The organism is Ideonella sp. FW305-24 (genome assembly GCF_058788035.1).
This window is the reverse complement of sequence record NZ_JBYTAI010000011.1, coordinates 102,180-127,448: the sequence shown is the minus strand read 5'-3', so window position 1 is coordinate 127,448 and position 25,269 is coordinate 102,180. Positions and strand designations below refer to the sequence as shown.

The 25,269-nt window shown below is 70.2% G+C and carries 19 protein-coding genes; 11 read left to right on the top strand and 8 right to left on the bottom strand.

All coding sequences use genetic code 11. The features are described from left to right. Positions 1–19: 19 nt before the first annotated feature. From AC3WR5_RS24750 to AC3WR5_RS24735, 4 genes are read right to left on the bottom strand one after another with little or no spacing between them, the layout of a single operon-like run. A complete protein-coding gene (locus AC3WR5_RS24750; RefSeq protein WP_231012828.1) occupies positions 20–760 on the bottom strand; it encodes a general secretion pathway protein GspB in 741 nt (246 codons plus the stop codon). Positions 761–770: 10 nt separating this feature from the next. Beyond that, a complete protein-coding gene (locus AC3WR5_RS24745) occupies positions 771–2,471 on the bottom strand; it encodes an ExeA family protein (protein ID WP_492487889.1) in 1,701 nt (566 codons plus the stop codon). A 43-nt stretch (positions 2,472–2,514) separates the two neighbouring features. Beyond that, positions 2,515–3,522: a hypothetical protein gene (locus tag AC3WR5_RS24740; RefSeq protein WP_492487887.1), complete on the bottom strand. Its 1,008-nt coding sequence runs from the start codon at positions 3,520–3,522 to the stop codon at positions 2,515–2,517. Beyond that, positions 3,515–4,444, bottom strand: coding sequence for a sterol desaturase family protein (locus AC3WR5_RS24735; protein ID WP_492487886.1), 930 nt, complete (start codon positions 4,442–4,444; stop codon positions 3,515–3,517). The genes AC3WR5_RS24740 and AC3WR5_RS24735 overlap by 8 nt, the downstream gene beginning before the upstream one ends. A gap of 134 nt (positions 4,445–4,578) precedes the next feature. On the opposite strand from AC3WR5_RS24735, the gene AC3WR5_RS24730 reads away from it, so the two are divergent. The 4 genes from AC3WR5_RS24730 (at position 4,579) to AC3WR5_RS24715 (ending at position 8,907) form a co-directional block, all read left to right on the top strand. Beyond that, entirely contained in the window at positions 4,579–5,304 is a 726-nt protein-coding gene (locus AC3WR5_RS24730) for a response regulator transcription factor (protein WP_492487884.1), read from the top strand. Between the two features lie 52 nt (positions 5,305–5,356). Further along, entirely contained in the window at positions 5,357–6,685 is a 1,329-nt protein-coding gene (locus tag AC3WR5_RS24725; protein WP_492487883.1) for a sensor histidine kinase, read from the top strand. A gap of 142 nt (positions 6,686–6,827) precedes the next feature. Continuing rightward, positions 6,828–7,763 carry an aliphatic sulfonate ABC transporter substrate-binding protein gene (locus AC3WR5_RS24720; RefSeq protein ID WP_492488030.1) on the top strand — a complete coding sequence of 312 codons (936 nt, stop codon included), beginning with the start codon at positions 6,828–6,830 and terminating at the stop codon, positions 7,761–7,763. Between the two features lie 130 nt (positions 7,764–7,893). After that, positions 7,894–8,907, top strand: coding sequence for an alpha/beta hydrolase family protein (locus AC3WR5_RS24715; protein WP_492487882.1), 1,014 nt, complete (start codon positions 7,894–7,896; stop codon positions 8,905–8,907). 5 nt (positions 8,908–8,912) lie between these two features. Here the strand turns inward: AC3WR5_RS24715 and AC3WR5_RS24710 are convergent, their stop codons facing one another. Continuing rightward, positions 8,913–9,101, bottom strand: a complete 189-nt coding sequence (locus AC3WR5_RS24710; RefSeq protein ID WP_141290087.1) for a hypothetical protein — start codon at positions 9,099–9,101, stop codon at positions 8,913–8,915. Between the two features lie 546 nt (positions 9,102–9,647). Here AC3WR5_RS24710 and AC3WR5_RS24705 point away from each other — a divergent pair. The 6 genes from AC3WR5_RS24705 (at position 9,648) to AC3WR5_RS24680 (ending at position 18,990) form a co-directional block, all read left to right on the top strand. Continuing rightward, positions 9,648–10,964 (top strand): metallophosphoesterase family protein, encoded by a 1,317-nt coding sequence (locus AC3WR5_RS24705; RefSeq protein ID WP_492487881.1) that lies wholly within the window; start codon positions 9,648–9,650, stop codon positions 10,962–10,964. Beyond that, positions 10,961–14,494, top strand: coding sequence for an ATP-binding protein (locus AC3WR5_RS24700; protein ID WP_492487880.1), 3,534 nt, complete (start codon positions 10,961–10,963; stop codon positions 14,492–14,494). Before AC3WR5_RS24705 ends, AC3WR5_RS24700 begins: the two co-directional genes overlap by 4 nt. A gap of 52 nt (positions 14,495–14,546) precedes the next feature. Next, the gene (locus AC3WR5_RS24695; RefSeq protein WP_141289736.1) at positions 14,547–14,792 is read left to right on the top strand and encodes a hypothetical protein; all 246 of its coding nucleotides are present in this window, start codon (positions 14,547–14,549) and stop codon (positions 14,790–14,792) included. Positions 14,793–14,949: 157 nt separating this feature from the next. After that, positions 14,950–15,969 carry an ABC transporter substrate-binding protein gene (locus AC3WR5_RS24690; protein WP_492487879.1) on the top strand — a complete coding sequence of 340 codons (1,020 nt, stop codon included), beginning with the start codon at positions 14,950–14,952 and terminating at the stop codon, positions 15,967–15,969. Between the two features lie 25 nt (positions 15,970–15,994). Beyond that, positions 15,995–18,019 carry a diguanylate cyclase domain-containing protein gene (locus AC3WR5_RS24685; protein ID WP_492487878.1) on the top strand — a complete coding sequence of 675 codons (2,025 nt, stop codon included), beginning with the start codon at positions 15,995–15,997 and terminating at the stop codon, positions 18,017–18,019. Further along, positions 18,016–18,990, top strand: a complete 975-nt coding sequence (locus tag AC3WR5_RS24680) for an ABC transporter substrate-binding protein (protein WP_492487877.1) — start codon at positions 18,016–18,018, stop codon at positions 18,988–18,990. Before AC3WR5_RS24685 ends, AC3WR5_RS24680 begins: the two co-directional genes overlap by 4 nt. Positions 18,991–19,060: 70 nt before the next feature. Here AC3WR5_RS24680 and AC3WR5_RS24675 read toward each other — a convergent pair whose 3' ends face one another. Next, positions 19,061–20,059, bottom strand: coding sequence for a hypothetical protein (locus AC3WR5_RS24675; protein ID WP_492487876.1), 999 nt, complete (start codon positions 20,057–20,059; stop codon positions 19,061–19,063). Positions 20,060–20,271: 212 nt separating this feature from the next. Between AC3WR5_RS24675 and AC3WR5_RS24670 the strand changes: the two genes are divergently transcribed. Continuing rightward, positions 20,272–21,507: a hypothetical protein gene (locus AC3WR5_RS24670; protein ID WP_492487875.1), complete on the top strand. Its 1,236-nt coding sequence runs from the start codon at positions 20,272–20,274 to the stop codon at positions 21,505–21,507. Between the two features lie 113 nt (positions 21,508–21,620). Here AC3WR5_RS24670 and AC3WR5_RS24665 read toward each other — a convergent pair whose 3' ends face one another. Both AC3WR5_RS24665 and AC3WR5_RS24660 read right to left on the bottom strand, forming a co-directional pair. Beyond that, positions 21,621–23,633: a serine hydrolase domain-containing protein gene (locus tag AC3WR5_RS24665; protein WP_492487874.1), complete on the bottom strand. Its 2,013-nt coding sequence runs from the start codon at positions 23,631–23,633 to the stop codon at positions 21,621–21,623. Between the two features lie 157 nt (positions 23,634–23,790). After that, the gene (locus AC3WR5_RS24660) at positions 23,791–24,774 is read right to left on the bottom strand and encodes an MBL fold metallo-hydrolase (protein ID WP_492487873.1); all 984 of its coding nucleotides are present in this window, start codon (positions 24,772–24,774) and stop codon (positions 23,791–23,793) included. Positions 24,775–25,269: the final 495 nt, after the last annotated feature.

Sequence of the window (25,269 nt, the reverse complement as noted above, 5' to 3'; positions counted from 1 at the left end):
CTCCCGCCCCCGCCGCCGTTCACACCGGCTGGCGGTAGCGCTGGCCCTTGAAGCGCAGCACCAGTTCGTGTGGGCGGATCTGTTCCAGCACCAGCTCCGCGCCCAGCTTGGCGCCTTCGTGCAGCACCTCGCCGTTGACGATCAGGAAGCGGCTGGCCGGGTCGTCGGAGTAGACCGAGCCGCTGATGGCCAGCTTGGGCAGCTCGCGGCGCAGGCTCTCTGGCAGTTCGGAGACCAGCGGGACGCGCGTGTCGGCTGCGGCCGGTTGTGGCGCTGGGGCTGGCGGGGCCGCGGTCAGGGCAGGTGAGGGCGCCTGGGGGGCTTCGGGAACCGTGGCGGTGCGCGGCTTGACGGGTACGGGGGTCACGACCGGGGCGGGTGCAGGCGTGGGCAGGTAGATCGACGACGCGGCGGGCGCCGGCACGCTGACGACCGGCTGTGCAGCCGGTGGGGCGGTGGGCGCCGGCACCGGAACGGGCGCGGCCGAAATCACTGGCGCTTCGACCGGCGCGGCGACTTGCGGTGCCGGTGCTGGAGCCGACACCGGTGCGGCCGGTTCGCGCTGGGTCCACCAGCTGCCGGCGCCCACGCCGGCCAGCAGCAGCAGGCCGCCGCCGGCCCAGGGCAGCCAGCGCCGTGAACTCATGGCGGGCACCGGCTCGCTGCCGGGCAGCGGCTGGGTGTGCAGGCCCGGCACCTGGCCGCGCTCGCGTTCGCGGTCGGCTTCGGCCCGGCGCAGGGCATCGAGGATGTAGGACATGGCGGTGCTTCTAGCGTGCAGCGTCCAGGCGCGGCTCGGCCACGCCGGACGCCCGGTTGATCTGCATCAGGGTGATGGGGCCGACACGGCCGTCCGGCTGCAGGCCCTGGCTGGCCTGGAAGGCCTGGACCTGGCGCGTCATATCGGCCCAGCTGGGTGGCGGCGCACTGGCGCTGCTGGCAGGCGCCGCCGCGCTGGCGGCCAGGCCGGGCACCAGCGACAGCTGGGTGGCCAGCCAGTCGCGCAGCGGGCCGATGTTGTCGGCCCGGTTGGCATAGCCCGGCGGCACGCGCCAGAAGGTGGTGAACTCGCCGCGCCAGGCGCCGGCCAGCTCGGCCAGCGCGATGCGGCGCGGCGCGCCGTCCACCCACAGCGTGGCCTGCTGGCCGTCCAGCCCGACCAGCGCTGCGAGCGCGGGCGGCTGGCCATTGCGCTGCAGCGTCAGCAGCACCGGCCGGTCGATCAGCCGGATCAGCGACAGGCTGCCGCTGGCGCTGCGGTAGCACTGCAGGCCTTGCTGCGCGGCGACGCTGCAGGGCTCTGCCTGGCTGGCCAGCGGCAGGCCCCAGCGCTGGGCCAGCGCCTGCCAGGCCGCGCCGTCCTGCGGCGTCCAGTCGGCCAGGTGCAAGGGTGCGGCAGCCGTTGGACTGCTGGCGGCCGAGGCGGCCTGCGAAGCGGCGCTGGCTGCGACGAGCGCACCCGAAGCGGCGCGTGCGGCGGATGCGGAAGGCACGACGCCGCTGGCCGGCCGGGCGGTGCTGTACGCCAGCGCCGTGCCGCTGCGCGTGGCTTGCTGCTGCAGCCACCAAGTCAGCCCGGCGCCAGCCACGGCCGCCGCCAGCACCGCCAGCCCCATGCCCAGCGGCGACGGGCTGCGCCTGGGCGGTGGCGGCGCGAGCTGCGCATCGAACACTTCGGCCGCGGCCTGGCGCACGATGGCGGGTGCGATCTGCGCCTGGCCACCGGCATAACCGCCGAGCAGCGCGCGGTCGCACAGCAGGTTGATGCGGCGCGGCACGCCGCGCGTGAGCTGGTGGATCAGCCGCAGCGCTCCGCGGTCGAACGGCAGCGCGCCGGTGAGGCCGGCCACGGTCAACCGGTGGCGGATGTACTGCGCCGTCTCGGCTTCGGACAACGCGCCGAGGTGGAAACGGGCGATCACGCGCTGCGCCAGCTGCTCCAGTTCGGGCCGGGCCAGGATGCCGCGCAGCTCGGGCTGGCCGATCAGCACCACCTGCAGCAGCTTGCGCTCGCTGGTCTCCAGGTTGGTCAGCAGGCGCAGCTGTTCCAGCACGTCGGCCGAGAGGTTCTGCGCCTCGTCGATGATCAGCACATTGTTCCGGCCGGCCGCGTGCTGGGCCAGCAGGAAGGCGTTCAGCGGGTCGACATAGTCCTTCACCGTCTTCGCACCGGGCGGCACCGGCACGTGGAACTCGTCGCAGATGGCCTGCAGCAGCTCGGTGACGGTGAGCTTGGGGTTGAAGATGTAGGCGACGTTGCAGCTGGGCGGTATCTGCTCCAGGAAGCAGCGGCAGACCGTTGTCTTGCCGGCCCCGATCTCGCCGGTCAGCAGCACGAAGCCGCCCCCGCCGCCCAGTCCGTACAGCAAATGGGCCAGCGCCTCGCGGTGGCGCTCGCTCATGAACAGGTAATGCGGGTCCGGTGCGATCGAGAACGGCGCTTGTTTCAAGCCGAAGAAGGGCGCGTACATGGGGCGGCAGGATAACTGCCCCGGCGCCCCGCCCGGGATCGGCTCAACTGCCGGCGCTGGCCAGCCACTCGCCGCGGGTCCACGTGTGGCTGCGGTCCACGCTGCCGTCCGCCCCCAGGTCCACGCCCACGGTGACGCTGCCGCCACCCACGCTGACCTCCAGCCGGTTCCTGTCACTCAGGTCCACCGTGAGCGTGCCGCTGACCGGGTTGCCGCTGGCGTCGTAGCTCACGGCGCCCTGCGTGGCCAGATGCAGCGAGAAGGCATGCAGCAGGCCGGTGGCCGAGAGGTCGGCCACGCTGGTGCTGCTGGTGGTGCTCAGCGTGCCGGCGAGCCAGGTGGCGTCGCGCTGGCCCTGGGCGTTGGCCAGGGTGTAGCTCACATCGCGGCCGTTGCGCTGGCTGCGCAGCGCGAGGCTGGCGGCCTGCCAGCTGCTGCTGGTCTGCCAGGTGCCCGCCGGGTCGCCGCTCTGGCTGCGGGCGATGGTTTCGCTGCCGGTGAGCGTGAGCGTGCCGGCGGGCAGCGCCGCGACCAGGCCGTCGGTGCCGGTGGACAGCGTGAGGGCGAGGCTGCTGGCGCTGGCCTGGTTGACCGTCAGCGTGGCGCTGCCGGTGAGTGCGGCCGCGCCTGCGCTGCCGCTGCACTGGCTGAAGTTCATGGCGTAGACCTCGCCGGTGTCCAGCTGGCCATTGAGCAGCAGCACGTTGCTGGCGCCGCTGAGCGTGAGCTGCACGCTGCCGCCGCCTGCACAGGCATGGCTGCCGGTGAGGTCCGTTGGCTTGGCCGAGAGCGTGCCGCTGCGGGCCGAGGCGGCGCTGAGCTGGCTGGTGTCGACCGCTAGCGCGGCGTTCACGGCCAGGTCGGCCGTGGCGGCGGCGTCTTCGGTCAGCGTGCTGGCGTCGGCACTGGTGCTTTGTGCGGTGGCGGCATCGGGGCCGCTGCTGTCGGATGAGCTGTCACCGCCCCCACCGCCGCAGGCGGCGAGGCTCAGCGCCAGGCCCACGGCCAGGCTCAGTTTCAGAACGGGAAGACGGTGGGGCGTTTCAGGCATCGGAGACTCCATGGGACAGGGGTTTAGCAAGGGTTGGACAAAGGCATTCGGGGTTGCGCGCGGGCTTGCTGGCCGGCAAGGCCGGTGCGGGTGGCCCGAAGACCACTCGCAACCTGGCGCGCCAGCCGGGTGTGGCGCGCAATGCGCGGGCGATCGCCAGCCAGCCTTGCAGCGCGATTCGCAGCGGGTTGTAGGTGTCGACAGGGTGCGCCAGGCCGTAGCGCGGTGGCAGGTCGTCCCGCTCGGCGACAAAGCTGCCGAACAGCCGGTCGAACACGATCAGCACGCCGCCGTAGTTGCAGTCCAGGTATTCAGGGTTGCAGCCGTGGTGCACGCGGTGATGCGAGGGCGTGTTGAAGATCCACTCCAGCGGGCCCAGCTTGGGGATCCAGGTGGCATGCAGCCAGAACTGGTAGAGCAGGTTCAGCGTGACCGTGGCCAGCACGGCCACCGGCGAAAAGCCCAGCCACACCAGCGGCAGGAAGAACAGCACGGTGCCTGTCAGCTTGCCGGTCCAGCCCAGGCGCAGCGCGGTGGCCAGCGTCAGCTGGTTGGGCGAGTGGTGCACCTGGTGCGTGGCCCAGAACCAGTTCACGCGGTGGGCTGCGCGGTGGTACCAGTAGTAGGCGAGCTCCTGGCCGAGGAACAGCGCGGCGAACTGCCAGGGCGTGGCCAGCGTCAGCGTGTCCAGCCGGTGGGCATGGGTCCACAGCAGCAGTGGTGCGGTGAGGGCGGTGCCCAGCAGGTCCACGAGCCGCCGGCCGACCATGTCGCCCAGCGTCGTGCCGAAGGCGCGCCAGTCGTAGGGCTGGCCGCGCCATTGCAGGATCAAGCCTTCGAGCAGCGCGGCGCCCAGCACGCCGCCGGTCAGCAGCCCGATCAGCCAGGGTGGCAGGTGCAGTTGCGATGACAGCGGGTTCATGGCCTGCATTGAATGCCGCCGCGGCCCGCGCCTGCGCCACGCCACGCGACGACTCATGACAGCGCTGCAACATTCGCCGGCCCGCCGTGCCCGGCCCCTACACTGGTTGCCAGCTCTGCTCGACCCGTCGCGCCATGAATCCCTCCAGCACTCAGGCCCTGGTCCTGATCGTCGACGACGATGCCGAACTGGCCGGCATGGTCGGCGAGCTGCTGGGCCGCGAGGGTTGGCAGGTGCACAGCGTGCTGACGGGTGGCGACGGCCTGCGCGCCATCGAGCGCCTGCACCCCGAGCTGGTGCTGCTGGACGTGATGCTGCCGGATGCCAACGGCTACGAGCTGTGCCGCCAGTGGCGTGGCCGCTGGCCGGCGCTGGGCCTGCTGATGCTGACCGCGCGCGGCACGCCGATCGACCGTGTGCTGGGCCTGGAGATCGGTGCCGACGACTACCTGGCCAAGCCTTTCGAGCCGCGTGAACTGGTGGCCCGCGTGCGGGCGCTGTTGCGCCGCAGCCGGGGCGGCCCGCGGGACACGCCGGTGCTGCGCTTTCCTGGCCTGCTGATCGACCTGATGCAGCGCGAGGTGAGGCTCACGGCCGCGGACCAGGAACAGGTGCTGCCGCTGACCAGCGTTGAGTTCAAGCTGCTGCTGACGCTGGCGCGCAGCCCCGGCCAGCCGCGCAACCGCGACCAGCTCAGCGACGAGGTGCAGGCCGGCAGCTACCGGCCGCAGGACCGCACGGTGGACGTGCAGGTGGCCAGGCTGCGGCGCAAGCTGCGCGAGGCCAGCCCTGGTACCGAATGGATAGACACGGTGCGCGGCGAAGGCTATGTCTTCGTGCCGCGCAAGCCCGGTGGCTGAGGCGCAGCCGCAGCCGCGGCCGGGCTGGCGCGGGCGATGGGCCTCGCGCAGCATGTTCGCCCAGGTCCTGGCCGCGCAAGTCTTCAGCGTGGCGGGTGTGGTGCTGCTGCTGGGCGTGCTGTTCTACCTCGATCGCAACCTGACGCTGGCGCGTCTGATTGCCGAGCGCTGGGCGCCAGCGCTGCAGCAGGCAGCAGGCAGCGCGCCCGCGGCGGCAAGCCAGAGCCTGCCGCAAGTCCTGCAGAGTGCGGCGCTGCCCGCTCACGCCGACCTGCTGCCCGGCCGGGCACCGCGCATGGCCGAGCTGCGCGAGCGGCTGCAGGGCAAGGGCGTGACGGTCACGCAGCTGGCCATGGTGCGCGGCGAGCCGCAAACGCTGTGGCTGCAGGTGCGCGGCCCCGCCGGCACCCGCTGGCTGGGCATTCGCGAGCCGCTGGTCGAACCCTACCTGCCGCTGCGGGTGGCGCTGGCCCTGGCGCTGGGCCTGCTGCTGGTGCTGGCCGTCAGTGCCTGGCAGGCCTGGCGGCTGGCCCGGCCGCTGGAAGTGCTGCGCCAGCGCATGGCCGCGCACCGCCCCGGCGACATGCAGGCTGCGGCGCCCGAGCGCAGTGCGGCCGGCACCGGCAGCAGCGAGATCGCCGCCATTGGCGCGGCCTGGCAGCAGACCCAGGCCAGGCTGAGCCTGCACGAGCGCGAACGGGCGCTGATGCTGGCCGGCATCTCGCACGACCTGCGCAGCCCGCTGACCCGCATCCGGCTGGCCGCTGCGCTGCTGCCGGACGGGCCCGGCGTGGCCGAGCGGCGCAGCAGCATCGAGCGCAATGTCGCGGCAATGGACCGCCTGCTGCAAGGCTTTCTCGACCATGCCCAGGCGGCTGACGTGGCGCTGGATCAGCCGGTCGAACTGGTCGAGCTGCTGCAGAGGGTGGCGCGCCAGGCGCTGGACGCGGCCTTGGCCGAAGACACCGCAGCACTGCCCGGCGGCGAGCCCTTGTTGCGCACCGAGCTGCCCGCGCAGCTGATGCTGCCGGCCGCCCACCCCTGGCTGCTGGAGCGGCTGGTGGCCAATCTGCTGGACAACGCGCGCCAGCATGGCCGCCCGCCCTGGGTGCTGCGTGCCGAACTGCGGCAGCAGGAGGTGGTGATCGAAGTGCAGGACGCCGGTCCCGGCATTGCCGTGCAGGACCGCGAGGCCGTGCTGCAGGCCTTCTACCGCGGCGATGCCAGCCGCAGCCTGCCCGGCAGCGGGCTGGGCCTGGCGGTGGTGCGCGATGGCGTGGCCAGGCTGGGCGGGCGCATCGAGTTTGCGCATGACGCGCCGAGGCGCCACGTGGTGCGCTTGTGCCTGCCGCTGGCGCGCGGGCCTCATGAACTCATCTGAATCGGTCGCTTCTGCGGGGGCGGGTGCTGCGGTACGGTGAAGCGTTTTTCACCAGGAAGTTCTGCCACCGATGTCTGCTCGCCCATACCCGCTGCCGCAACCTTCCGAAGCGTCTTCCCCGCAAGCCTTTGGCCGGCGACGGATGCTGCAAGCCGCAGCCTTGGGCGCGCTGGCCGCCAGCGCCTGGCCCGCGCTGGCCGACGACGCCAGGCTGCTGCGCGTCGGCTTCCAGAAGGGCGGTGGGCTGCTGGGCCTGCTGAAGGCCCAGGGCAAGCTGGAGAAGCGCTTTGGGCCGCTGGGCTGGACCGTCAGCTGGCATGAATTTCCGGCCGGACCACAGTTGCTGGAGGCGCTGAACGCCGGCAGCGTGGACGTGGGCTACACCGGCGCGCCGCCGCCGATCTTCGCGCAGGCGGCCGAGAAGGACCTGGTCTACATCGGCGCCGAGCCGGGCGGGCCCAGCACCGAATCCATCGTCGTGCTGCCCGCCTCGACGCTGCGCGGCGTGGCCGAGCTCAAGGGCAAGCGCGTGGCGGTGCAAAAGGGCTCCAGTTCCCACTACCTGCTGCTGGCCGCACTGCGCAAGGCCGGCCTGGAATTCACCGAGATCCAGCCGGTCTACCTGGCGCCGGCCGACGCACGTGCTGCGTTCGAGTCCGGCCGGGTCGATGCCTGGGCAATCTGGGACCCGTACTTGGCGGCCGTGCAGGCCACGCTGAAGGTGCGGGTGCTGGCCGACTATGGCCAGTTGCTGCGGCCCAATGCCTTTTATGAGGCCTCGCGCCGCTTCGTCAGCCAGTACCCGAACGAGACCGGCCTGCTGCTGGACGAACTGGCGGCGCTGGGCGCCTGGGCCACTGCCAACCCGGCGCTGGTGGCCGAGCAGCTGGCTCCGCTGGTGGGCCTGCCGGTGGAGGTGGTGCTGGCCTGGCAGCAGCGCAGCCGCTACGGCGTGCAGCCCATGGACCCGGCCACCGTCGCCACCCAGCAGAAGGTGGCCGACCTGTTCTTCGAGCACAAGCTGATCCCGAAGAAGATCGACGTGGCCGCGGCCGTTTGGCGCTGGCCGAAGGCTTAGGAGGCTGAGCGGCTGAGTCCTTTCGCTGCCACGGCCCTTTCCCACACCGGGTTTCGGGTCGGCCCTGAATCTGCTGCAATCGCGCGGTCGGTGGCAGATGCCGCCGGGGTCGAAGCGGAAGGTGGGTGCGATGAAGCGTGGTCTGGCGAAAGTCTGGATGGGCATGTGCCTGGCACTGGCCGCGGCGGGCGAGCCTGCGTGGGCCGAAACCGCGCAGCCAGTGGCGGTGCCGCCAGTGGCCGCGCTGCCGGTGCAGATCGCACCCACTGGTGACTACGAAACCCGCGACCTGGACTGGTTCGACGCCACGCGCGACCGCGCAGTGCCGGCGCGGCTGTACCTGCCCAAGGCCGAGGCTGGCGCAGCGCCGGTGCCGCTGCTGGTCTTCTCGCACGGCCTGGGCGGCACGCGTCAGGGCTACAGCTACCTGGGCCGTTACCTGGCTGCGCATGGCGTGGCCAGCCTGCATGTGCAGCATGTGGGCAGCGACGGCAGCATCTGGACCGGCAACCTGATGCTGCTGGCCTTCCGCATGCAGAGCGCGGCGATGGAGCGGGAAGCCATGGCGCGGGTGCAGGACCTGCATTTCGCGCTGGACCAAGCCTTGGCCGCGCCGGAATGGGCCGGCCGGCTGGATGCGAACAAGGTGGTCGTCGCCGGCCATTCGTATGGTGCCAACACCGCCATGCTGGCGGCCGGCGCGCAGATCTGGCGCGATGGCAAACAACTGCCGTTGCGGGACGCACGGTTCAAGGCCGCGCTGCTGCTGTCTTCACCGCCGTTTTATGGCGAGGGCAGCCCCGTGGGCATCGTCGGCAAGATGGATGTGCCGGCGCTGCACATCACCACCGCAGAAGACGAAATCAAGGTGCCTGGCTATCACAGTCCGCCCAGCGACCGCATTGCGGTGTTTGAAGCCATGGGCAGCGAGCACAAGGCGCTGGCGGTGTTCGAGCAGGGCTCGCACGGCATCTTCACGGACCGCATCGTCGCGGGCGGCGAAGCGTTGAACCAGCAGGTCAAACAGGCCACGCAGGAACTGGCGCTGGATTTTGTGCAGCAGGTCTTCGGGCTGCAGCCAGTGGCGCTGGCCAGCTGGCACGAGCGCTACAAGTCCTTGCTGGCGCGTTTCGAATTGCGCTGATGCGCTCAGGCTTCGGCGGAGGGTTCCGGCGCCGCTTCTTCGAGCTGGCTGGCAAACCACGGCAGGGCCGATTCGTAACCCAGGTCGAGTTCACTGTTGTCCGGCGCCATGAAGGGCGCGCTGCGGGCGGACAGCCAACGGCTGATCATGCTGGTGGGGGCAGAAATTCTCATTTGGCGTTCCGAGCGGTCCATGAGGCGTCTCCGGAGGTATGTTCGAGTTGATGGTGTCACTTTAAGAAAAACCTCGCTGGCCGCGCATCAGATCATCCCCATGCCGCGTGTAGGAATTCGCCCACACGCCACGCTCTGCAGCATTTTGGTAACAGTTTTCCCCTGGGGAGAATACCGATCTGACCATCTTTGGCCGGGCTCCGGCATCGCTCTTTTGGGGGATGTGAAGATTCTTCGCAACACCTGCCCAGTACTCGGGTAACTGCCCGCAGTGCAAACCCTCGCTGAAGGTTTTGCTGTCATCACTTGGTCACGAAAGCCGGTTGCGGCACATTTTGATTCATACTCGGCGACGGAATATCTTTGATACTTTTGTGCTTGACCGGGTCTCGCCAAAGCTGCCGGGCATTTCCCGGGATATTCAGGCTGGCCGGATCCTGCATCGGTTGATTCGAACTCGGCAGCGCCGCCGGCGCCCGCGGTGCTGCACTGGCGTCTGCTAGCGTGTAGGCCCCGCGCGTTGTCGCGGGTCCTCTTCTCATCATTGCCTTGAGTTCTCACGCCCGCATGCGTTTTCTTCACGCCGCCGACCTTCACATTGACAGCCCCTTGCGCGGCTTGGGCCGTTTCGACGGCGCGCCGCTGGACCGCCTGCGCGGCGCCACGCGGCGCGCGCTGGTGCGGCTGGTGGACCTGGCGCTGGACGAGCAGGTCGCCTTCGTGCTGATCGCCGGTGACCTGTACGACCGCGACTGGCAGGACTTCCACACGGGCTTGTTCGTGCGCAAGCAGATGGTGCGGCTGCAGCGCGCTGGCATCCGCGTCTTCATCGTGCTTGGCAACCACGACGCGCGTGGCGTGATCAGCCGCGAAGTGCCGTGGCCGGACAACGTCAAGGTCTTCTCCAGCCGCAGCGCCGAGACGCTGCGCATCGACAGCGACGATCTGCAGGTGGCCCTGCACGGCCACAGTTTCCCCAACCGCGAGGTGCCGGAAGACCTGGTGCCGGGCTACCCGGCCGCCGTGCCGGGCTTCTTCAACATCGGCCTGCTGCACACCAGCCTGGTCGGTGCCGAGGGGCACGACACCTACGCCCCGACCACGTTGGCCACGCTGAAGACCAAGGGCTACGACTACTGGGCGTTGGGCCATGTGCACGCGCGCCAGGTCGTCAACGAGGACCATCCGCGCGTGGTCTTTCCCGGCAACCTGCAGGGCCGGCATGCCCGCGAGACGGGACCCAAAGGCTGCGAGCTGGTCGAAGTGCAGGGCGGCCAGCTCAGCGCGCGCTTCGTGCCGCTGGATGTCGTGCGCTGGCACCGCGTGATGGTGGACCTGTCGGGTGCGAGCACCGTGGACGAAGTGCCCGGTCGGGTGGTGCGCGCGCTGCAAGCCGCGGTTGCGGCCGATGCCGATCTGGCCAGCGACGCCTTGCATGCGCTGCGTGTCAGCCTGCAGGGCGAAACCGTGCTGCAGGCGCACGAAGCACGGCAACCCGGCGCGCTGGCCGCGCTGGTGCAGGCCGCGGCGCAGGACGTGATGGGCGCCGAGCTGTGGATCGAGAAAGTGCAGCTGCAGCTGCGCTCGCCGCTGGACCGCCAGCGCCTGGCCGAAGGTGGCGACGCATTGGCCGAGCTGGTGCGCGGCGTGGACACGCTGGCAGCCGACGGCCAGGCGCTGGCCGCGCTGTGCCAGGCCACGCTGGCCGATGTGCTGGACAAGCTGCCTGCCGAGCTGACGGCCGCGCTGGCTGTCGAAGAGGCGCAAGGTGCCGCGCCGGACGACGTGCCGCGTCTGCTGGACGCTGCCAGCCTGCAAGCCTTGCTGCGCGACGCCGAGGCCACTTTGCTGGCCCGCCTCGGTGCCGCGGAGGCCCGGCCATGAAGCTGCGCACGCTGTTCCTGAACGCCTTCGGCCCGTTCACGGCCACCACGCTGGACTTCTCCGGCCCGGCTTCGCTGCACCTGCTCTACGGCCCCAACGAGGCCGGCAAGTCGTCCGCGCTGCGCGCGATGGGCGACCTGCGCTACGGGATTCCAAGACTGAGCACCGATGACTTCGTGCACGCCCACCGAGACATGCAACTGGCCGGCGCTTTCGAGGACTCGGCCGGGCAGGTGCACACGCTGGCCCGTCGCAAAGGCCTGAAGGACACGCTGACGCCGGCCGACCCCGCCACGGGTGCAGCGCTGCCAGTGGCGCCGTTGACGGCAGCGCTGCAGCAGGCGCTGACCGGCAGTGTCTCGCGGGAGGTTTTCGAGACCATGCATGGGCTGGACTCGGCCCGCTTGCGCAAGGGCGGCGAACAGCTGATCCAGGGCAAGGGCGAACTCGGCGCGGCCTTGTTCGAAGCCAGCACCGGCACGGCCGGCATCCAGGCGCTGCTGGCCACCTTGCAGGCCGATGCCAAGCAGTTTTTCAGCCCTCGCAGCCAGACGGCCCAGCTCAACGAGGCCAGCCGCCAGCTTGATGATGCGCGCCGCCGCTACAAAGAAGCGCTGACCAAGCCCGATCAATGGAAGGCCTTGAAGCGCGCCCATGACGAGGCCGGCCAGCAACTGGCCCAGGTGCGGCAGCAACTCGCGCAAGCGCGCCACCGCCAGGCCGAGTTGGCCGAGCTGCGCGCGGTGGCACCGCTGCTACGCGAACTGGACGCGGCCCAGGCCACATGGGATGTGGTCGCTGAACACCGAGCGCTGCCCGAGACCGCCCGCGAACAGCGCCTGGCCGCCGCGCAGCAGCAGGCGCAGGCCAGCGCCGCGCTGGACGAAGCCGAGGAGACATTGGCCGCGCACCAGCAATCGCTGGACGCACTGGCGCTGGCGCCTGCGCTGCTGGCGCAGGCCGCCAGCGTGGACCGGCTGGATGCCGACTGGGGGGCAGTGCGCCGCGAACGTGCCCAGCGGGTGCAACTGGCCGCGGTGGCCGAAGGTGAAGCTGCGCAGCTGGCGCTGCAGGCCAGCCGCCTGCTCGCGCCGCAGCCCTTCGACGGTGCGCTGGACGCCTTCTTCTCCCGCCTGCCTTCGGCCGCCGACCAGGCCTCCTGGCAACAGGCGCTGGACGACGCACAGGCGGCGGCCGTCGAGCTGCAGCAGCTGCGCCGCCAACGCGACCAGGCGGCAGAGCGCCTGGCGCCGCTGCAGCAGGCCGACGATCCCCTGCCCGCCGCCGCCCCTCGACAGGCCCTGGCTGCCGCGCTGCAGCGCGCGCAGGCGCTGGGCGACACCGACAACCGTGCCATGGCGCTGACGCAGGCTGCCGAGGCGGCGCAGCGGGCACTGCAGCGCGCATTGGCCGAACTGGACTTGCCCGATGCCGCGTCGCTGCTCGCCAGCCGCCCGCTGCCTGGCACCGAGGTCGACGCGGCCGAAGCCGAAAGCCAGGCGCTGCGCGACCAGCTCGCGGTGAGCAAGGCCACGCAGGAACGCGTGCAGGCCGACCTGGCCGTGCAGCAGCGCCGCCTGCGCGGCCTGGCCGCGGCCGGCGAGCTCGTCACTGCCGAGACGCTGCGCCAGGCCCGCGCGGCCCGCGAGGCCGATTGGCTGGCGGTGCGCAATGCCTTCATTGACGTCGCGGAAACCCGGCCCGCGGACCCCGCCGGCCTGCCCGCGCAGTTCGAGCGCAGCCAGGCCGATGCCGACCGCCAGGCCGACCTGCTGCGCGCCGGCGCCCAGCGCGCCGCCGAGGCGGCAGAGTGCGAATCGCGCATTGCCGAGATGGGCGAAGCGCTGGCGCAGCAGGCGCGCCTGGCGGGCGAGCTTGGCGAACGCCAGGCCCGGTGCAGCAGCCGCTGGGCCGAGCGCCTGGCCGCGCTGGCGCTGCCAGGCCTGGCACCGGCCGCGCTGCGCGAGTGGCTGGGCCAGCGCGGCGCCGCGCTGGACGCACACGAGCGCTGGCTGGCCGCGCAGCAGCAGGCCAGCGCGTTTGCGCAGCAGGTCGAACTGGCCAGCGCCGCGTTGGCGCAAGCCCTGGCCGCCGTCGAACCGGACCACGCGCCAGCCGCCGCTTTGCCCGCGCTGCTCGCCCAGGCCGGCGCTTGCCAGCAGGCGCTGCAGGTGCGCCAGACGGCAGCCGAGCATCGCCAGCAGGCGGTCACCGCGCTGCAGGCCGAACTGCAGCGCGCCCAGGCGGCCGAAGCCGGCTGGGCCGAGCGCCAAGCCCGCGCGCAGCTCGTGCTGGACGCCGCGACCCGCCGCCTGCACCTGCCGGATGGCGCGCCGCCTGCCGCGGTGCACGCCCGCCTGGCCGAGCTGCGCGACTGGGCGCTGCAATACCAGCGCCACCAGGATCACCAGGCCCAGCTGCGCCAGGGCGAGGCCACCGAGGCCGCCGTGCGGGCGCAGTTGACGGCGCTGGGCGAGGCGTTGGAAGAGGCAGCCAGCGATGCCCGCGGCGATGCGATCGACAGCTGGTGGGACGGCCTGAATCGCCGGTTGGACGAAGCACGCAGTGCTGCCCGCACCCAGGCCACGCTGCTGCAGCAGAAGGAAACCGAAAGTCGCCGCAAGGCGCGCGCCGAGCAGGCGCTGGAAGCCGCGTTGTCGCAGCTGGCCCAGCTGCTGGCCCAGGCCGGCGTGGCCACCGAAGCCGAGCTGCCGGAAGCCGAGGCCCGCGCCACGCAGCGCCGCGAGGCCGAGGCTCGCCTGATGAGCCTGCAGGCCCAGCTCGCCCGCGCCAGCCAGCGCGACGCGGCCACGCTGCGCCTGGCGCTGGCCGATGGCGACGCGGTGGCGCTGGACGTGGAACGCGAGGAACTGGCTGCGACCATCGAACGACAGGAAGCCGCCGAAGCCACGGCCATCAACACCGAACACGCCGCCCGCACCGCGCTGGCTGCGGTCGACACCTCGGACGAAGCCGCCCGGGCCCGCGAGGAGATGGAAGCAGCGCTGGCCCGCTACCGTGCCGGTGTGCGGCCGTGGGCGCAGCTGAAGCTGGCCGAGGCGCTGCTGGCCGATGCCTTGCGGCGCCACCGCGAGAAGGCCCAGGGCCCGGTCGTCAAGCTGGCGGGCGACTATCTGCGGCTGATGACCGGCGGCCGCTTCACGCGGCTGCAGGTCGACGCCGAGACCGAGCCGCCGGTGCTGCGCCTGCAGCCCGAAGGCGGCCAGCCGATCGCCGTGACCGGCCTGAGCGAAGGCACTGCCGACCAGCTCTACCTCGCGTTGCGCCTGGCCGCACTGGAACTCCAGCGCACGCCCGAGCGCCAGATGCCGCTGGTGCTGGACGACGTGCTGATGACGGCAGACGACCAGCGCGCCGCCTGCATGCTGCAGGCACTGGCGCGTTTCGCCGCCGGTGGCCAGGTGCTGGTCTTCACCCACCACCGCCACCTGCTGGAGATTGCCGCCCAGGCCTTGCCTGCCGGCAGCTTCAAGGTCCACCAGCTGCTGCCGGCGTTCGTGCAAGGCTGAAGCTGCGACGCTCGGCGCTCGCCGGGACCGTTTCCACCCTCGTTCCGGTCTCGTGCACGGCTGGCACTCCAAGGTGCTGGCTGCCGCAGCCCTGCTTGAGGCCCGCCAGTCCGAAGCCGAACTGCGGCTGCTGGCGGAGAACGTGGGCCTGGACTTGCAGCGGGCCGTGGGCGAGCTGATCCGCCAGGCCTGCGAGGCCGTGGGCTGGGACGCCGAGCGGCTGCGCGGCTACCGCTGCAAGGTGCGCTACCCGATCTACGGCTCGCAGATCGGCATGGCCTTTTCGTTGCCGGACTGAAAGGGGCAGCGGTTTTGAAGCCCTGAATTCGACCGTGTAAGCAGTGGTTTTGCCTGCCTTCGGATGGCCGGCTGAACCTCACAATGCGTCGCGATCGCCTGGGGTTTCCAGGCACCAATTTCGCGCCAGCGCTGGCTCGTCACGCGGGAAGGCATGCATGGGCTGTGAAGTGTCGTCAGGGTGGGTTGCCAGGTTCTGGCGCCGGGTCGGGTTCGCCTGGCTGGCGGCGGCCATTGCGGCTGCTGCGGCTGCGGCTGCCCAGGCGGCCGAGCCGGTCACGCTGGCGGTGTCGCGCACACCGCTGTCGCTGCCTGTCTACGTGGCGCAAAGCCAGGGCTACTTCGCCGCCGAGGGGTTGGACGCGCGGCTGATTGACTGCATTGGCGGCCACCGCTGCATGCAGCTGATGCTCGATGGCCAGGCCGACGTGGCCACCGCCGGCGAGCTGCCGGTGGTCTTCAATGCCTTCAAGCGGCAGGACCATGCCGTCATCGCCACCATCACCACGACGGCCGACGACGTCAAGCTGGTGGCACGCGGCGGCAACGGCGCGCCCGCGCCCAAGGCACTGCGGGACCTGGCCGGCAAGCGCGTGGGCGTGGTGGCCGGCACCTCCAGCCAGTACGTGCTGGACCTGGCCTTGCTCACCTCCGGCGTGGACCCGCGCGGCGTCACGGTGCTGCTGCTGCAGCCCGAGGAGATGCTGCCTGCGATGCGCGCCGGCAAGGTCGACGCGGTCTCGATCTGGGAGCCGTTTGCCCATTCGATACTCAACGGCCTGGGCGGCGAGGCCAGCGTGCTGCCCAGCGCCGGGGGTTACCTGGGCACCTTCAACCTGGTTGCCCAGCGCCGCCTGCTGGTGCTGCGGGACGCGATGCTGCAGCACCTGCTGCGGGCCATCGACCGCGCCGAACGGCTGATCCAGCAACACCCCGCGGAGGCCCAGCGCCTGCTGCGCGAGCAACTGCAGCTGGCGCCGAAGTCGGCCGAATGGGCCTGCAAGGGCCTGAGCTACCGCCTGGGGCTGGACCAGTCGCTGATCACGACCATGGAAGGCCAGGCCCGCTGGGCGCTGCGCGAGGGCCATGCCAGCGGCGAGCTGCCGAATTTCCTGGGCCTGGTGCATGCCGGGCCCTTGCGCCAGGCCGTGCCGAATGCGGCCGGTTCGCTGAAGTAGCCGGCGGGCAGGAAGGTACAGCCGCATGCGCATCCGCTTCCAGCTGCAGGCCGCCATCGTGCTGTCGGTGCTCGTGAGCCTGGGCACCGTGTGGGTCGTCGCAGCGACCGACCGCGCCGAGGACGGTGCCAGCCGCACCCAGGCCCAGGCGCAGCTGATGGCGCACGAGGTCACAGGCCTGCTGGTGCTGACGCAGGAATACGCCCGCCATGCCGAGCCGCGTGCGGCCGGGCAGTGGCAGGCACGCATGCAGGCGATCCAGGCCGCGCTGGCCGATGAACATGCCTCGTTTGCCGACGGCCCGGCCTTCCAGGAATTAAAGGCGGTGGCCGATGCGCTGCCGCCACTGTTCGACACCCTGCAGGTGGCCTCGGCCCAGTCCGACGCCTTCTCCGAGCGGCGCAAGGAAATGGTGCTGGACCGGCTGCTGACCAACACCCAGGCGATGAGCGACTACGCCTACCAGTGGCACCAGGACGCGGTGCAGGAGCGGCTGGAGGCCAGCTCGCGTTTCCGCCTGGCCGCGCTGGGCGGGCCGCTGCTGATGCTGCTGGTGGTGATCGGCTCGGCGCTGGTGGTGCGCATGCGGGTGCTCAAGCCGATGCAGGCGCTGGAGCGGGCCACGCAGGCCGTGGCCAGCGGCGATCTGGCCACGCGGCTGAACAACCCGGCCAAGGACGAACTGGGTGACCTCGCACGCCATTTCGACCGCATGACGGCCTCGCTGGCCGGCAGTGGCGAGCAGCTGCGCCAGTCCGAAGCCCAGCTGCGTGCGGTGACCGACAACGTGCCGGTGTTGATCACCTACGTTGACCGCGACCAGGTCTACCGCTTTGCCAATGCCCACCACCGGGTGGTCTTCGGCGTTGAGCCCGAGCGGCTGCTGGGCCGCTCGCTGCAGCAGTTCTGGGCCGACGACAAGGCGGCATATGCGCAGATGCGGCCGCCGGCCGAGGCCGCGCTGCGCGGCGAGTCCGTGGTCTTCGAGAGCCTGCGCGGCACGCCGCGCGGGCCGCGCCATTTCCAGTCGGTCTACCTGCCGGACCTGGACGAGCGCGGCCAGGTGCGCGGTTTTTACGCGATGACCACCGACGTCACCGAGCGCAAGCAGGTGGCCGCCGCGCAAGCCATCAGCGAGGAGCGGGTGCGCAACATCCTGCGCCACGCGCCGGACGCATTCGTCAGCCTGGACATCCACGGCCGCATCACCCGCTGGAACCGCCAGGCCGAAGCCACTTTCGGCTGGCGCGAGGCCGAGGTGCTGGGCCGGACCATGCACGAGCTGCTGATTCCCGAGCGCCATCGCGCCGCCCACCTGGCCGGCTTCGAGCGTTTCCGCGAAACCGGCGAAGGGCCGGTGGTCAACCAGCGCATCGAGATCACCGCGCTGCACCGGGACGGCCACGAGATCCCGGTCGAGCTCTCGGTTGGCGCGGTGCGCGAGCCCGAGGGCCATGTCGCGAATGCTTTCCTGCGCGACATCTCCGACCGCCTGGCCGCGAAACAGCAGCTGCAGGCGCTGGCCCGGGTCGACGTGCTGACCGGCCTGCCGAACCGGCTGCAGTTCAACGAGCGCCTGCCCGAGGCGCTGGCCCGGCGCCAGCGCAGCCGCGCGGCCCTGGCGCTGCTGTTCCTGGACGTGGACCACTTCAAGTCCATCAACGACTCGCGCGGCCACGCGGCCGGTGATGCGGTGCTGGTGCAGTTCGCCAGCACCGTCTCGGCCTGCGTGCGCAAGACCGACAGCGTGGCCCGCTTGGCCGGCGATGAGTTCGTGGTGCTGCTCGAAGGCCTGCACAACGATGCCGAGCCGCAGGCGATTGCCCGCAAGATCGTGCAGGCGGTGAACCGGCCGATGCAGTTCGAGGGCGAGCTGCTGCAGGTCTCGACCAGCATCGGCATTGCCTACCTCGGGCCCGAGGCCTTGCCGGTGGAGGCTGCGGCCTTGCTGGCCCGGGCCGACGAGGCGCTGTATGCAGCCAAGCGTGGCGGGCGCAATGGCTTTCGCATGCTGGCGCTGGCGGCGTCCTCTGCAGAGGCCGCGTCATGAAGCGGGCACTGGTGGGCATGCTGGCCGCATGGCTGTTGGCCGGCTCGGCCGTGGCGGCGCCACTGGTGCTGGCCATGTCGCGCGGCTCGGTCACACTGCCGGTCCAGGTGGCGCAGGACGAAGGCTATTTCGAGGCCGAGGGGCTGCAGCTGAAGCTGCTGCCGTGCAACAGCGGGCGCGAGTGCGCAGAGGCCGTGCGCAGCGGGCAGGCCGACCTGGCCACCGCATCGGAGCTGATCGTCGCCTTGAGCGAGCGCTACGACCTCAGCATCCTGGCGACCATCAGCGCCTCGTCGCACCAGATCAAGCTGATCGCGCGGCGCAGCGCCGGCATCCAGGCTGTGCGGGACCTGGCTGGCAAGCGTGTGGGCACGGTGACCGGCAGCTCGGCCCACTATTTCGTCGACAGCCTGCTGCTGTTCAACGGCATCGACCCGGCAGGCGTCAAGGTGCAGAACTTCGACCCCACGCAGCTGCCGCAGGCGCTGTCGGTGCACGAGCTGGACGCGGTGGCGATCTGGGAGCCGCTGGCCTCTTTGACGCTCAAGCAGCTGGGCAGCGACGCGCTGGTGCTGCCCAGCCCGCGGGTCTACACCCAATACTTCAACATCGTCGCGCCGCAGGGCCTGATGGAGCGGCGCGGGCCGGACATGCGGCGCGTGCTGCATGCGCTGCTGCGCGCCGAGCGTTTCATGGCCCGGCATCCCGACGAAGCCAGGCGCGCCATGCAGCGCATGCTGGACATCGACGCGGCCCAGGCCGATGCCTACTACCGCGAGCAGGACTACCGGGTGCGGCTGGACCAGGCGCTGGCCGCGACCATCAGCGCCCAGATCCGCTGGGGCATGGCAGCCGGCCTGCTGAAGGGCCGGCCGGCACCGCCGCCCGGCGACCCGGCGCTGGCCCCGCGGCTGATCGTGCCCGAGCTGCTGCGCACGCTGTCGCCTGCGGCAGTGACACTGGTCAACTGAGCCTTGGGCCAGCCCACGGCCACCTGTTGGCCCCGTGGGTTGCCGCCGCCGCGGCGCTCCCGTGCAGGTCTTACTTCGAGACCTTCAGCGTGATGCCGCCGGGGAAGTACTTGCTCAGGTCATCGCCGCCGCCGAGCTTGTCGCTCTGCAGCAGCACGTTGTTCTGCGCGCTGTCGATCACGAAGACATTGAGGATCTGGTAGACGCCAGGGGTCTGGTCCGAACGCAGCTGTGCCAGCGCGCGGAAGGTGGCGCTGTCCTGGCCGACCTGGCCCACGTGGCCATGCAGCTCGATGGTGTCCACGCAGTCGGCGAACTGGTTGGCCAGGCAGAACTCGACGATGGCTTCCAGCACGCCGGCGACCGCACCGTTGCCGGTGTCGGCGGTGCCCAGCTTCACGCTGGCATAGGGCAGCGTACCGGTCGGGGTACCGGCGGGCGGCGTGGACAGCGAGAGCTTGGGCGTCTCCACGCTGCCGCTGGTCAGCGTGGGCGGCGTGATGTCGTAGCCCTTGGTGTTCTTCACGGCGAAGCTGGTGCGGCCGCCCAGCGGCGCGATGTCCTCGGGCCAGTACATCTTCATGTTGAAGTTGCCGTCGGACAGGAAGACCGAGTCGACCTGCCAGGTGCCAGGCTCAGAGAAGCGGCTGAACGAGGGCGTACCCAGCAACTGCGCGCCGATGGAAATGCGGCCATCGACCTTCATCTGGCCGTACATGGTTTCCACGCGCTGCACCATCTGGCCCGACGGGCCCTTCAGGTTGATGATGTAAGTCGTCAGGCCCGACATCTCGTCGGACATCGTCACGTCCAGGTCTTCCTTGGGATTGACGGACTGCGCGTTCACGTCGCCCACCAGCGAAAAGCGGGTCAGCACCGGTGCGGTGTTGTCGGCGGTGCCGGCGGCCTGGGCCGCGGCATGCTGCTGGCTTGCTTGTTGCTGGATGGCTGCCATGCGCTGGGCCGGCGACTGCATGGCGGCGGGCAAGGGGCGCGCTGCCACGGCCTGGCCGCCGATCAGGGCGGCAGCGGCGGTCAGGGCCAAAGAGGTCGAACGGGAAACGGTCATCTCAGCAAACTCCATGCATACGGTCGGGAACAGCTACCGGGTGGTGGCCAGGCGGGTGAGGTTGGCACTTCCGCCCGGCTCGGGTTGGCGTGCTGTGCCGGCCGAACATGAACGAGAAGTGAATGCAGCATATCGATGTGTCGGAATCAAGGCAACAATTCTGAAAGAAATTCTCAGAATATTTTTCCGTCTGGTCGCGGTATGCTGGTGAGATGAACTCGGACATCCCCCGGAGCCGTTTGGCCGACGTGGCGCTGCGTCAACGCGCCGAGGCCACCGGTCTGGCCTTGCAGCATTCCATCGATGCGTTGCTGGGCCAGCTGGCGCGTGCCGGTGCCCGCGACCAGAAGGGCCTGCAAGCGGTGCTGAAGCTCAGCCAGTCGGCCGTCAGCCGCTTGATGACGTCCACACGCAGCAGCGACCCGCTGGCCACGCTGTTTGCCATCCCCGGTCAGGAAGCGCTGCGGCAGATGCTCAAGGGTGCCGCGCAGCACGGCGCGACCAGCGACGCCATTGCGAGGGTCGATGAAGCGATCAGCGGCTTCGAGCGTTTCATCGACGTGGACATGGGTGACCGCGCGACGCTGGAGGCCGTGCTGAGCGACTGGGCGCAGGAGTCCCGCGCGACCTTCGAGCTGCGCCACAAGACGGCGGCCTTCAAGTCCGTCAGCGCCTTGCGCGGCGTGCAGGCGCAACTGGTGCTGAACACCGGCATCCTGTACCCGTCCGCCACCAACCCGACCTACCACGACTGCATCGGCATTGACGCGTTGCTGGGCTGCCGGCGCACCCGGCCTTCAGGCGTGCTGCGGGTCTGCAGTTCTTCGATGGCGGCCGATGGCGCGCACTTCACCGCTTCGGGCATTGGCGGCCAGACGGTTCACAGCATGGCCGACATGCTGCTGCCGCAGTATTCGACCATCTCGACCGACGAGATCGAAGTGGCCAGCCACGGCCACATCGTCGAGACCGCGGTTTCCGGCCTGCCGCTGGGGCGGGCAGATGGCCACGGCGGCGACCTTGTCTTCGCGATGCTCTATCGCAACCTGCACCGTGCACGCCGCGGCAGCGGCGGCCCCACTTCGGGCCTCGGCGGCCAGGCCGAGCCGCCATCGGAGGCCTACATCGTCGATGCGCTGCTGCACGAGGACGTCTGGCCTGGCGTGGTGCCCGAGGTGCGGCTCTACGACACGGTGGTGCGGGGCATTGCCCATCCTGACGACCCGGCGCGCGTCGGTGATCGGCTGGACATGCTGGAAAGCGTGCAGTTTCTCGGCCGCGGCCCTGCCGCGTTCCGCATGCCTGAGTTCCCGCAATATTCCGAGTTGATCCGCCACGTCTGCGAGACCCAGGGCTGGGACGCCGAGCGGCTTCGCGGCTACCGCTGCAAGGTGCGCTACCCCATCTACGGCTCGCAGATCGGCCTGGCGTTCACCTTGCCCGTCTGATCTGGCACGAGCGGGACCGTGGCCTGACCTTGCGCTGATCCGCTGGCGTTGCCGGCGCACCCGCGAACCCGCCCGGCGGGCGGCTCGGTGTACTCACCGAGCCCGTTGCCCCATCACTGCGCCATCAAGACGTACTCGTGCTGCGCATCGCGCAGCGTCAGCGTGCGCTTGTCCCCCTTCTGGCCAACGACGAATTCCACGCCGCTGAAGCCCGGCACCAGGGTGGACAGGGTGGTCGTGCCATCCGGGTTCTGGCGCGTGGCCATGTCGCTGTCGAATTCGCCGAAGTCGAAGTGCAGGCGATTGCCGATGCGGCTGACCTCGATCGCGCCCACGGCGGCATTCACGTAGCGCCTGGCCAGCTTCGCGGCCACCGCCGGGTCGGCCGGCACCGTCAGCAACTTGCGCTCCACCGCCAGGTCGTCGTAGTAGGCCTTGGCCTGCGTCGCGACTGCCGCGTCAGCCTCGGGCTTGCCATCGAACAGCACCTCCAGCAGCTTGCGGCGGAACTGGCTGCGGATCACCCAGCCCAGGTCGCCATTGGTCAGCACCACCGCGCCCACGCCATGCTCGGGCAGCCACATCATGTCGCTGTGGTAGCCGATCATGTCGCCGCCGTGGTGCACCACCGGCGTACCGTAGACGGTATTGACCTCCAGCCCCATGCCATAGGTGAGGTCGGTGCTGACGGTGACCTGCGGCGCGCGCCGGGCCAGCAGCGGCTCGCGCGAGACGTAGGTCTTGCCGTCCGGCAGCTTGCCCTCGGCGAGTTCCATCGAGACGTACTTCAGCACGTCGTTGACCGTGCTCCAGCCGGCACCGGCCGGCCGCATCGGCACGATGGACAGGTTCATGCGGCGCTCGGCGGCAACCATCCTTCCATCCTCGTCGGGCGCATGCGGCATCGCGGTGTTGCCCACCTGCGCCGCCGCATAGTCCAGCGTGCTGCGGCGCATGCCCAGCGGGTCGAAGACCAGGGCCTGCATGGCCTGGTCATAGGCCTGGCCGATGGGCAGCGCCGGGTAGGCCACGTGGCCGCCGATGTAGCCGGCCGCAGCCGCCATCGGGTTCGAATACTGGAACAGCTCGCCAAAGCCGCTGGTCGGCTGCATGGTGCCCAGCAGCTTCATGGCGCCTTCGGGCGTCAGGTCCTTGAACTCCAGCAGCCATTCCAGGTCCTGCCGCGGCATGCCGGTGCAGGCGCAGATCAGGTGCTTGACCAGCACCTGCCGCGTGGTCTCGGGGCTGCCAAGCTTGAACGAAGGCAGCAACTGCGTGGCCGGCGTGTCCCAGCCCATCTTCTTCTGGTCGACCAGCTTGGCCAGCATCAGCGTGGTCATCGCCTTGGTGTTGGAGGCGATCTGGAAACGCGTGTCGGCGTCGACCTTCTCCGGCTGGCCCAGCGCGCGCACCCCCAGCCCGCCGGCAAACACCAGCTTGCCGTCCTGCACCAGGCCGAAGGCCACGCCAGGCACCCGGGTCTCTGCCATCGCCTGCTGCACGAACTGGCTCAGCATGGCCATGCGCTCGGGCGTCAGCGGCGCTGCCTTCTTGCCGGCGAAGCTCTCGCGCTCGTAGCCCTTGGGCAGCAGCTTGCCGAAGATCTGGCTGAGCTGCGCGCCGCGTTTTTCGCCGACGGCGTTGGCAATGTCCGCGATCACCACGGTCCACACACCGTTGGCGCGCTGCACCAGCGCGCTGACCCCACGCTCCTCGTTCGGACTGGTCTGGTACACCAGGTTGCGGCGCTCGCTCCAGCCGTCCTTGGCGGCCACCGGCGAGGCCAGGCGCAGCGGCCATGGCGCGCTGCCCTTGTAGGCGGCCCAGGCCGCGGCGACTGCTGCGTCGGCATCGGCTGCATCGGCCACGTCCATCAACACCACAAGCGAGCCGCCCTCCGGCGCTTCCAGCAAGGTGGCCGGGCCGCGCTGGCTCAGCTTCCAGCCCTGCGGCGCCAGGAAACGGTTGCCGGCCGTGGTCGTGCTGGGCGTGTCGGCGGCCAGCGGTGCGGCCGCCGCCGCGGCCTGCGCCAGTGCGACCTGTGGCAGCGCAGCCCCGACCGTGCCCAGCAGCAGCGCGGCTGCCGTGGCCAGCTCGCCGAGCTTGCGTGTGCGTGCATGTCTCATGCCATCCTCCTGTGGTGTCGCCGGGCCGGATGACCCGCAGCGGCGGGCCATGATGCCAGCGCGCTGCGCCAGCGGCGAGCCGCAGATTGGGGGGACACGCGCGGCCATGAAAAAGGCGGCCTCGCGGGCCGCCTGAATCAAACGCTTCGGCGCAAGTTCAGCGCATCAGGCTGTAGCTCAGCGGCACGAAGCGATAGCCCTTGCCCTCGGCGCGAAGATGGCCCAGGCCGGGGAAGGACAGGTGGGCCGCGCCAACCAGCTCGCCGGTCTTCGCTGCCTCCGCATACGCCGCCTTGCGCTGCACGGCAGCGGCCTTCGAGTCCGAGTCGAACTCGATGGTCACCGAAGGATCGTCGAACTGCACCGCGGCCACGTGCATCAGGTCACCCCACAGCACCAGCGTCTGGCCATTGCTTTCGATCTTGTAGGTGGTGTGGCCCGGCGTGTGGCCGTAGGCGGCGTGGCCGCTGATGCCGGGCATGAACGTGGTGTCGCCGCTGAAGGGCGCGAACTTGCCGGCCTTCTGGTACGGGCCAATGGCATTGATCGGGCCCTGGAACGAACCCTTGTTCTCTGCCGTCGCCTTGTCCAGGTTGGCCTGGCTGAGCCAGAAGTCGGCGTCACGCTGGTCCGCGTGCACGGTGGCATTCGGGAAGGTGCGCTCGCCATTGCCACCCAGCCCGCCGACGTGGTCCGGGTGCATGTGGGTGATGAAGATGTCGTCGACCTGTTCGGGCGAATAGCCGGCCGCCTTCAGGTTGGCCAGCAGCTTGCCCGTCGTCGGCCCAAACAGCCCGGCCGCGCCGGTGTCCACCAGCACCAGCTTGCTGCCGGTGTTGATCAGGTAGGCGTTGATCGAGGTCTCCACCGGCGCCTGCTGGAAGTTGCGCGCCAGGGCCTTGGTGGTCTTGGGCGCGGGTTCGTGCAGCAGCTTGTCCACCGGCAGGTTCACCGTGCCGTCGGACAGCGCGGTGATCTCGAATTCGCCCAGCATCACGCGGTAGTAGCCCGGCGCGCTGGTCTTGACCTGGGGTGCCGCGGCGTGTGCGGCCGGCAGCAACGCGACGCCGCCAGCGGCAGCGACGATGGTGGCCATGGCGGCCCGCAGGATGGCGCGGCTGGCGCGTGCTTGAATTTGCATGTGGGATGCCCTCTGATGATTGGTGCGACAAGCTTGCCAGCCGGGCTTGTTGGCCGCCACTGGCATCCGGTCGGGGGGCACGCTATCCCAGATGGCCTGACCCGCTGCGACGTGGGGATTCAAGCAACTCGAAATCGCGCAAAAGTCAAGGACAGAAAAGGCAGATCCAGCTTGCCGCTTTTTGCCGCAATCCAGTGCCAACCCAGGCGCGACAAGGGCTTGGCGCGGCCGTCACCGGCTTATCCACAGGCTTGTCCAACGTCACTGGGGACTGACCCGATGAACTGGCCGGAAAGCGTGCCCTTTTTTACAGCAATGTGACGGTTCGCCTTGTGCATCAAGCACTTGAGACCGCCGCCCAGCGCTTGTCCACAGGCTTGTTCAGCCTGGATGGGGGTTGTTGTATGAACTCAGCGACAAGGAGCTGGTGGCTGCCGAAGCCAAGGGGCGCAAGGCGATGCGCAAGAAATGAGGCGAGGCCGGTACCGGTCACCA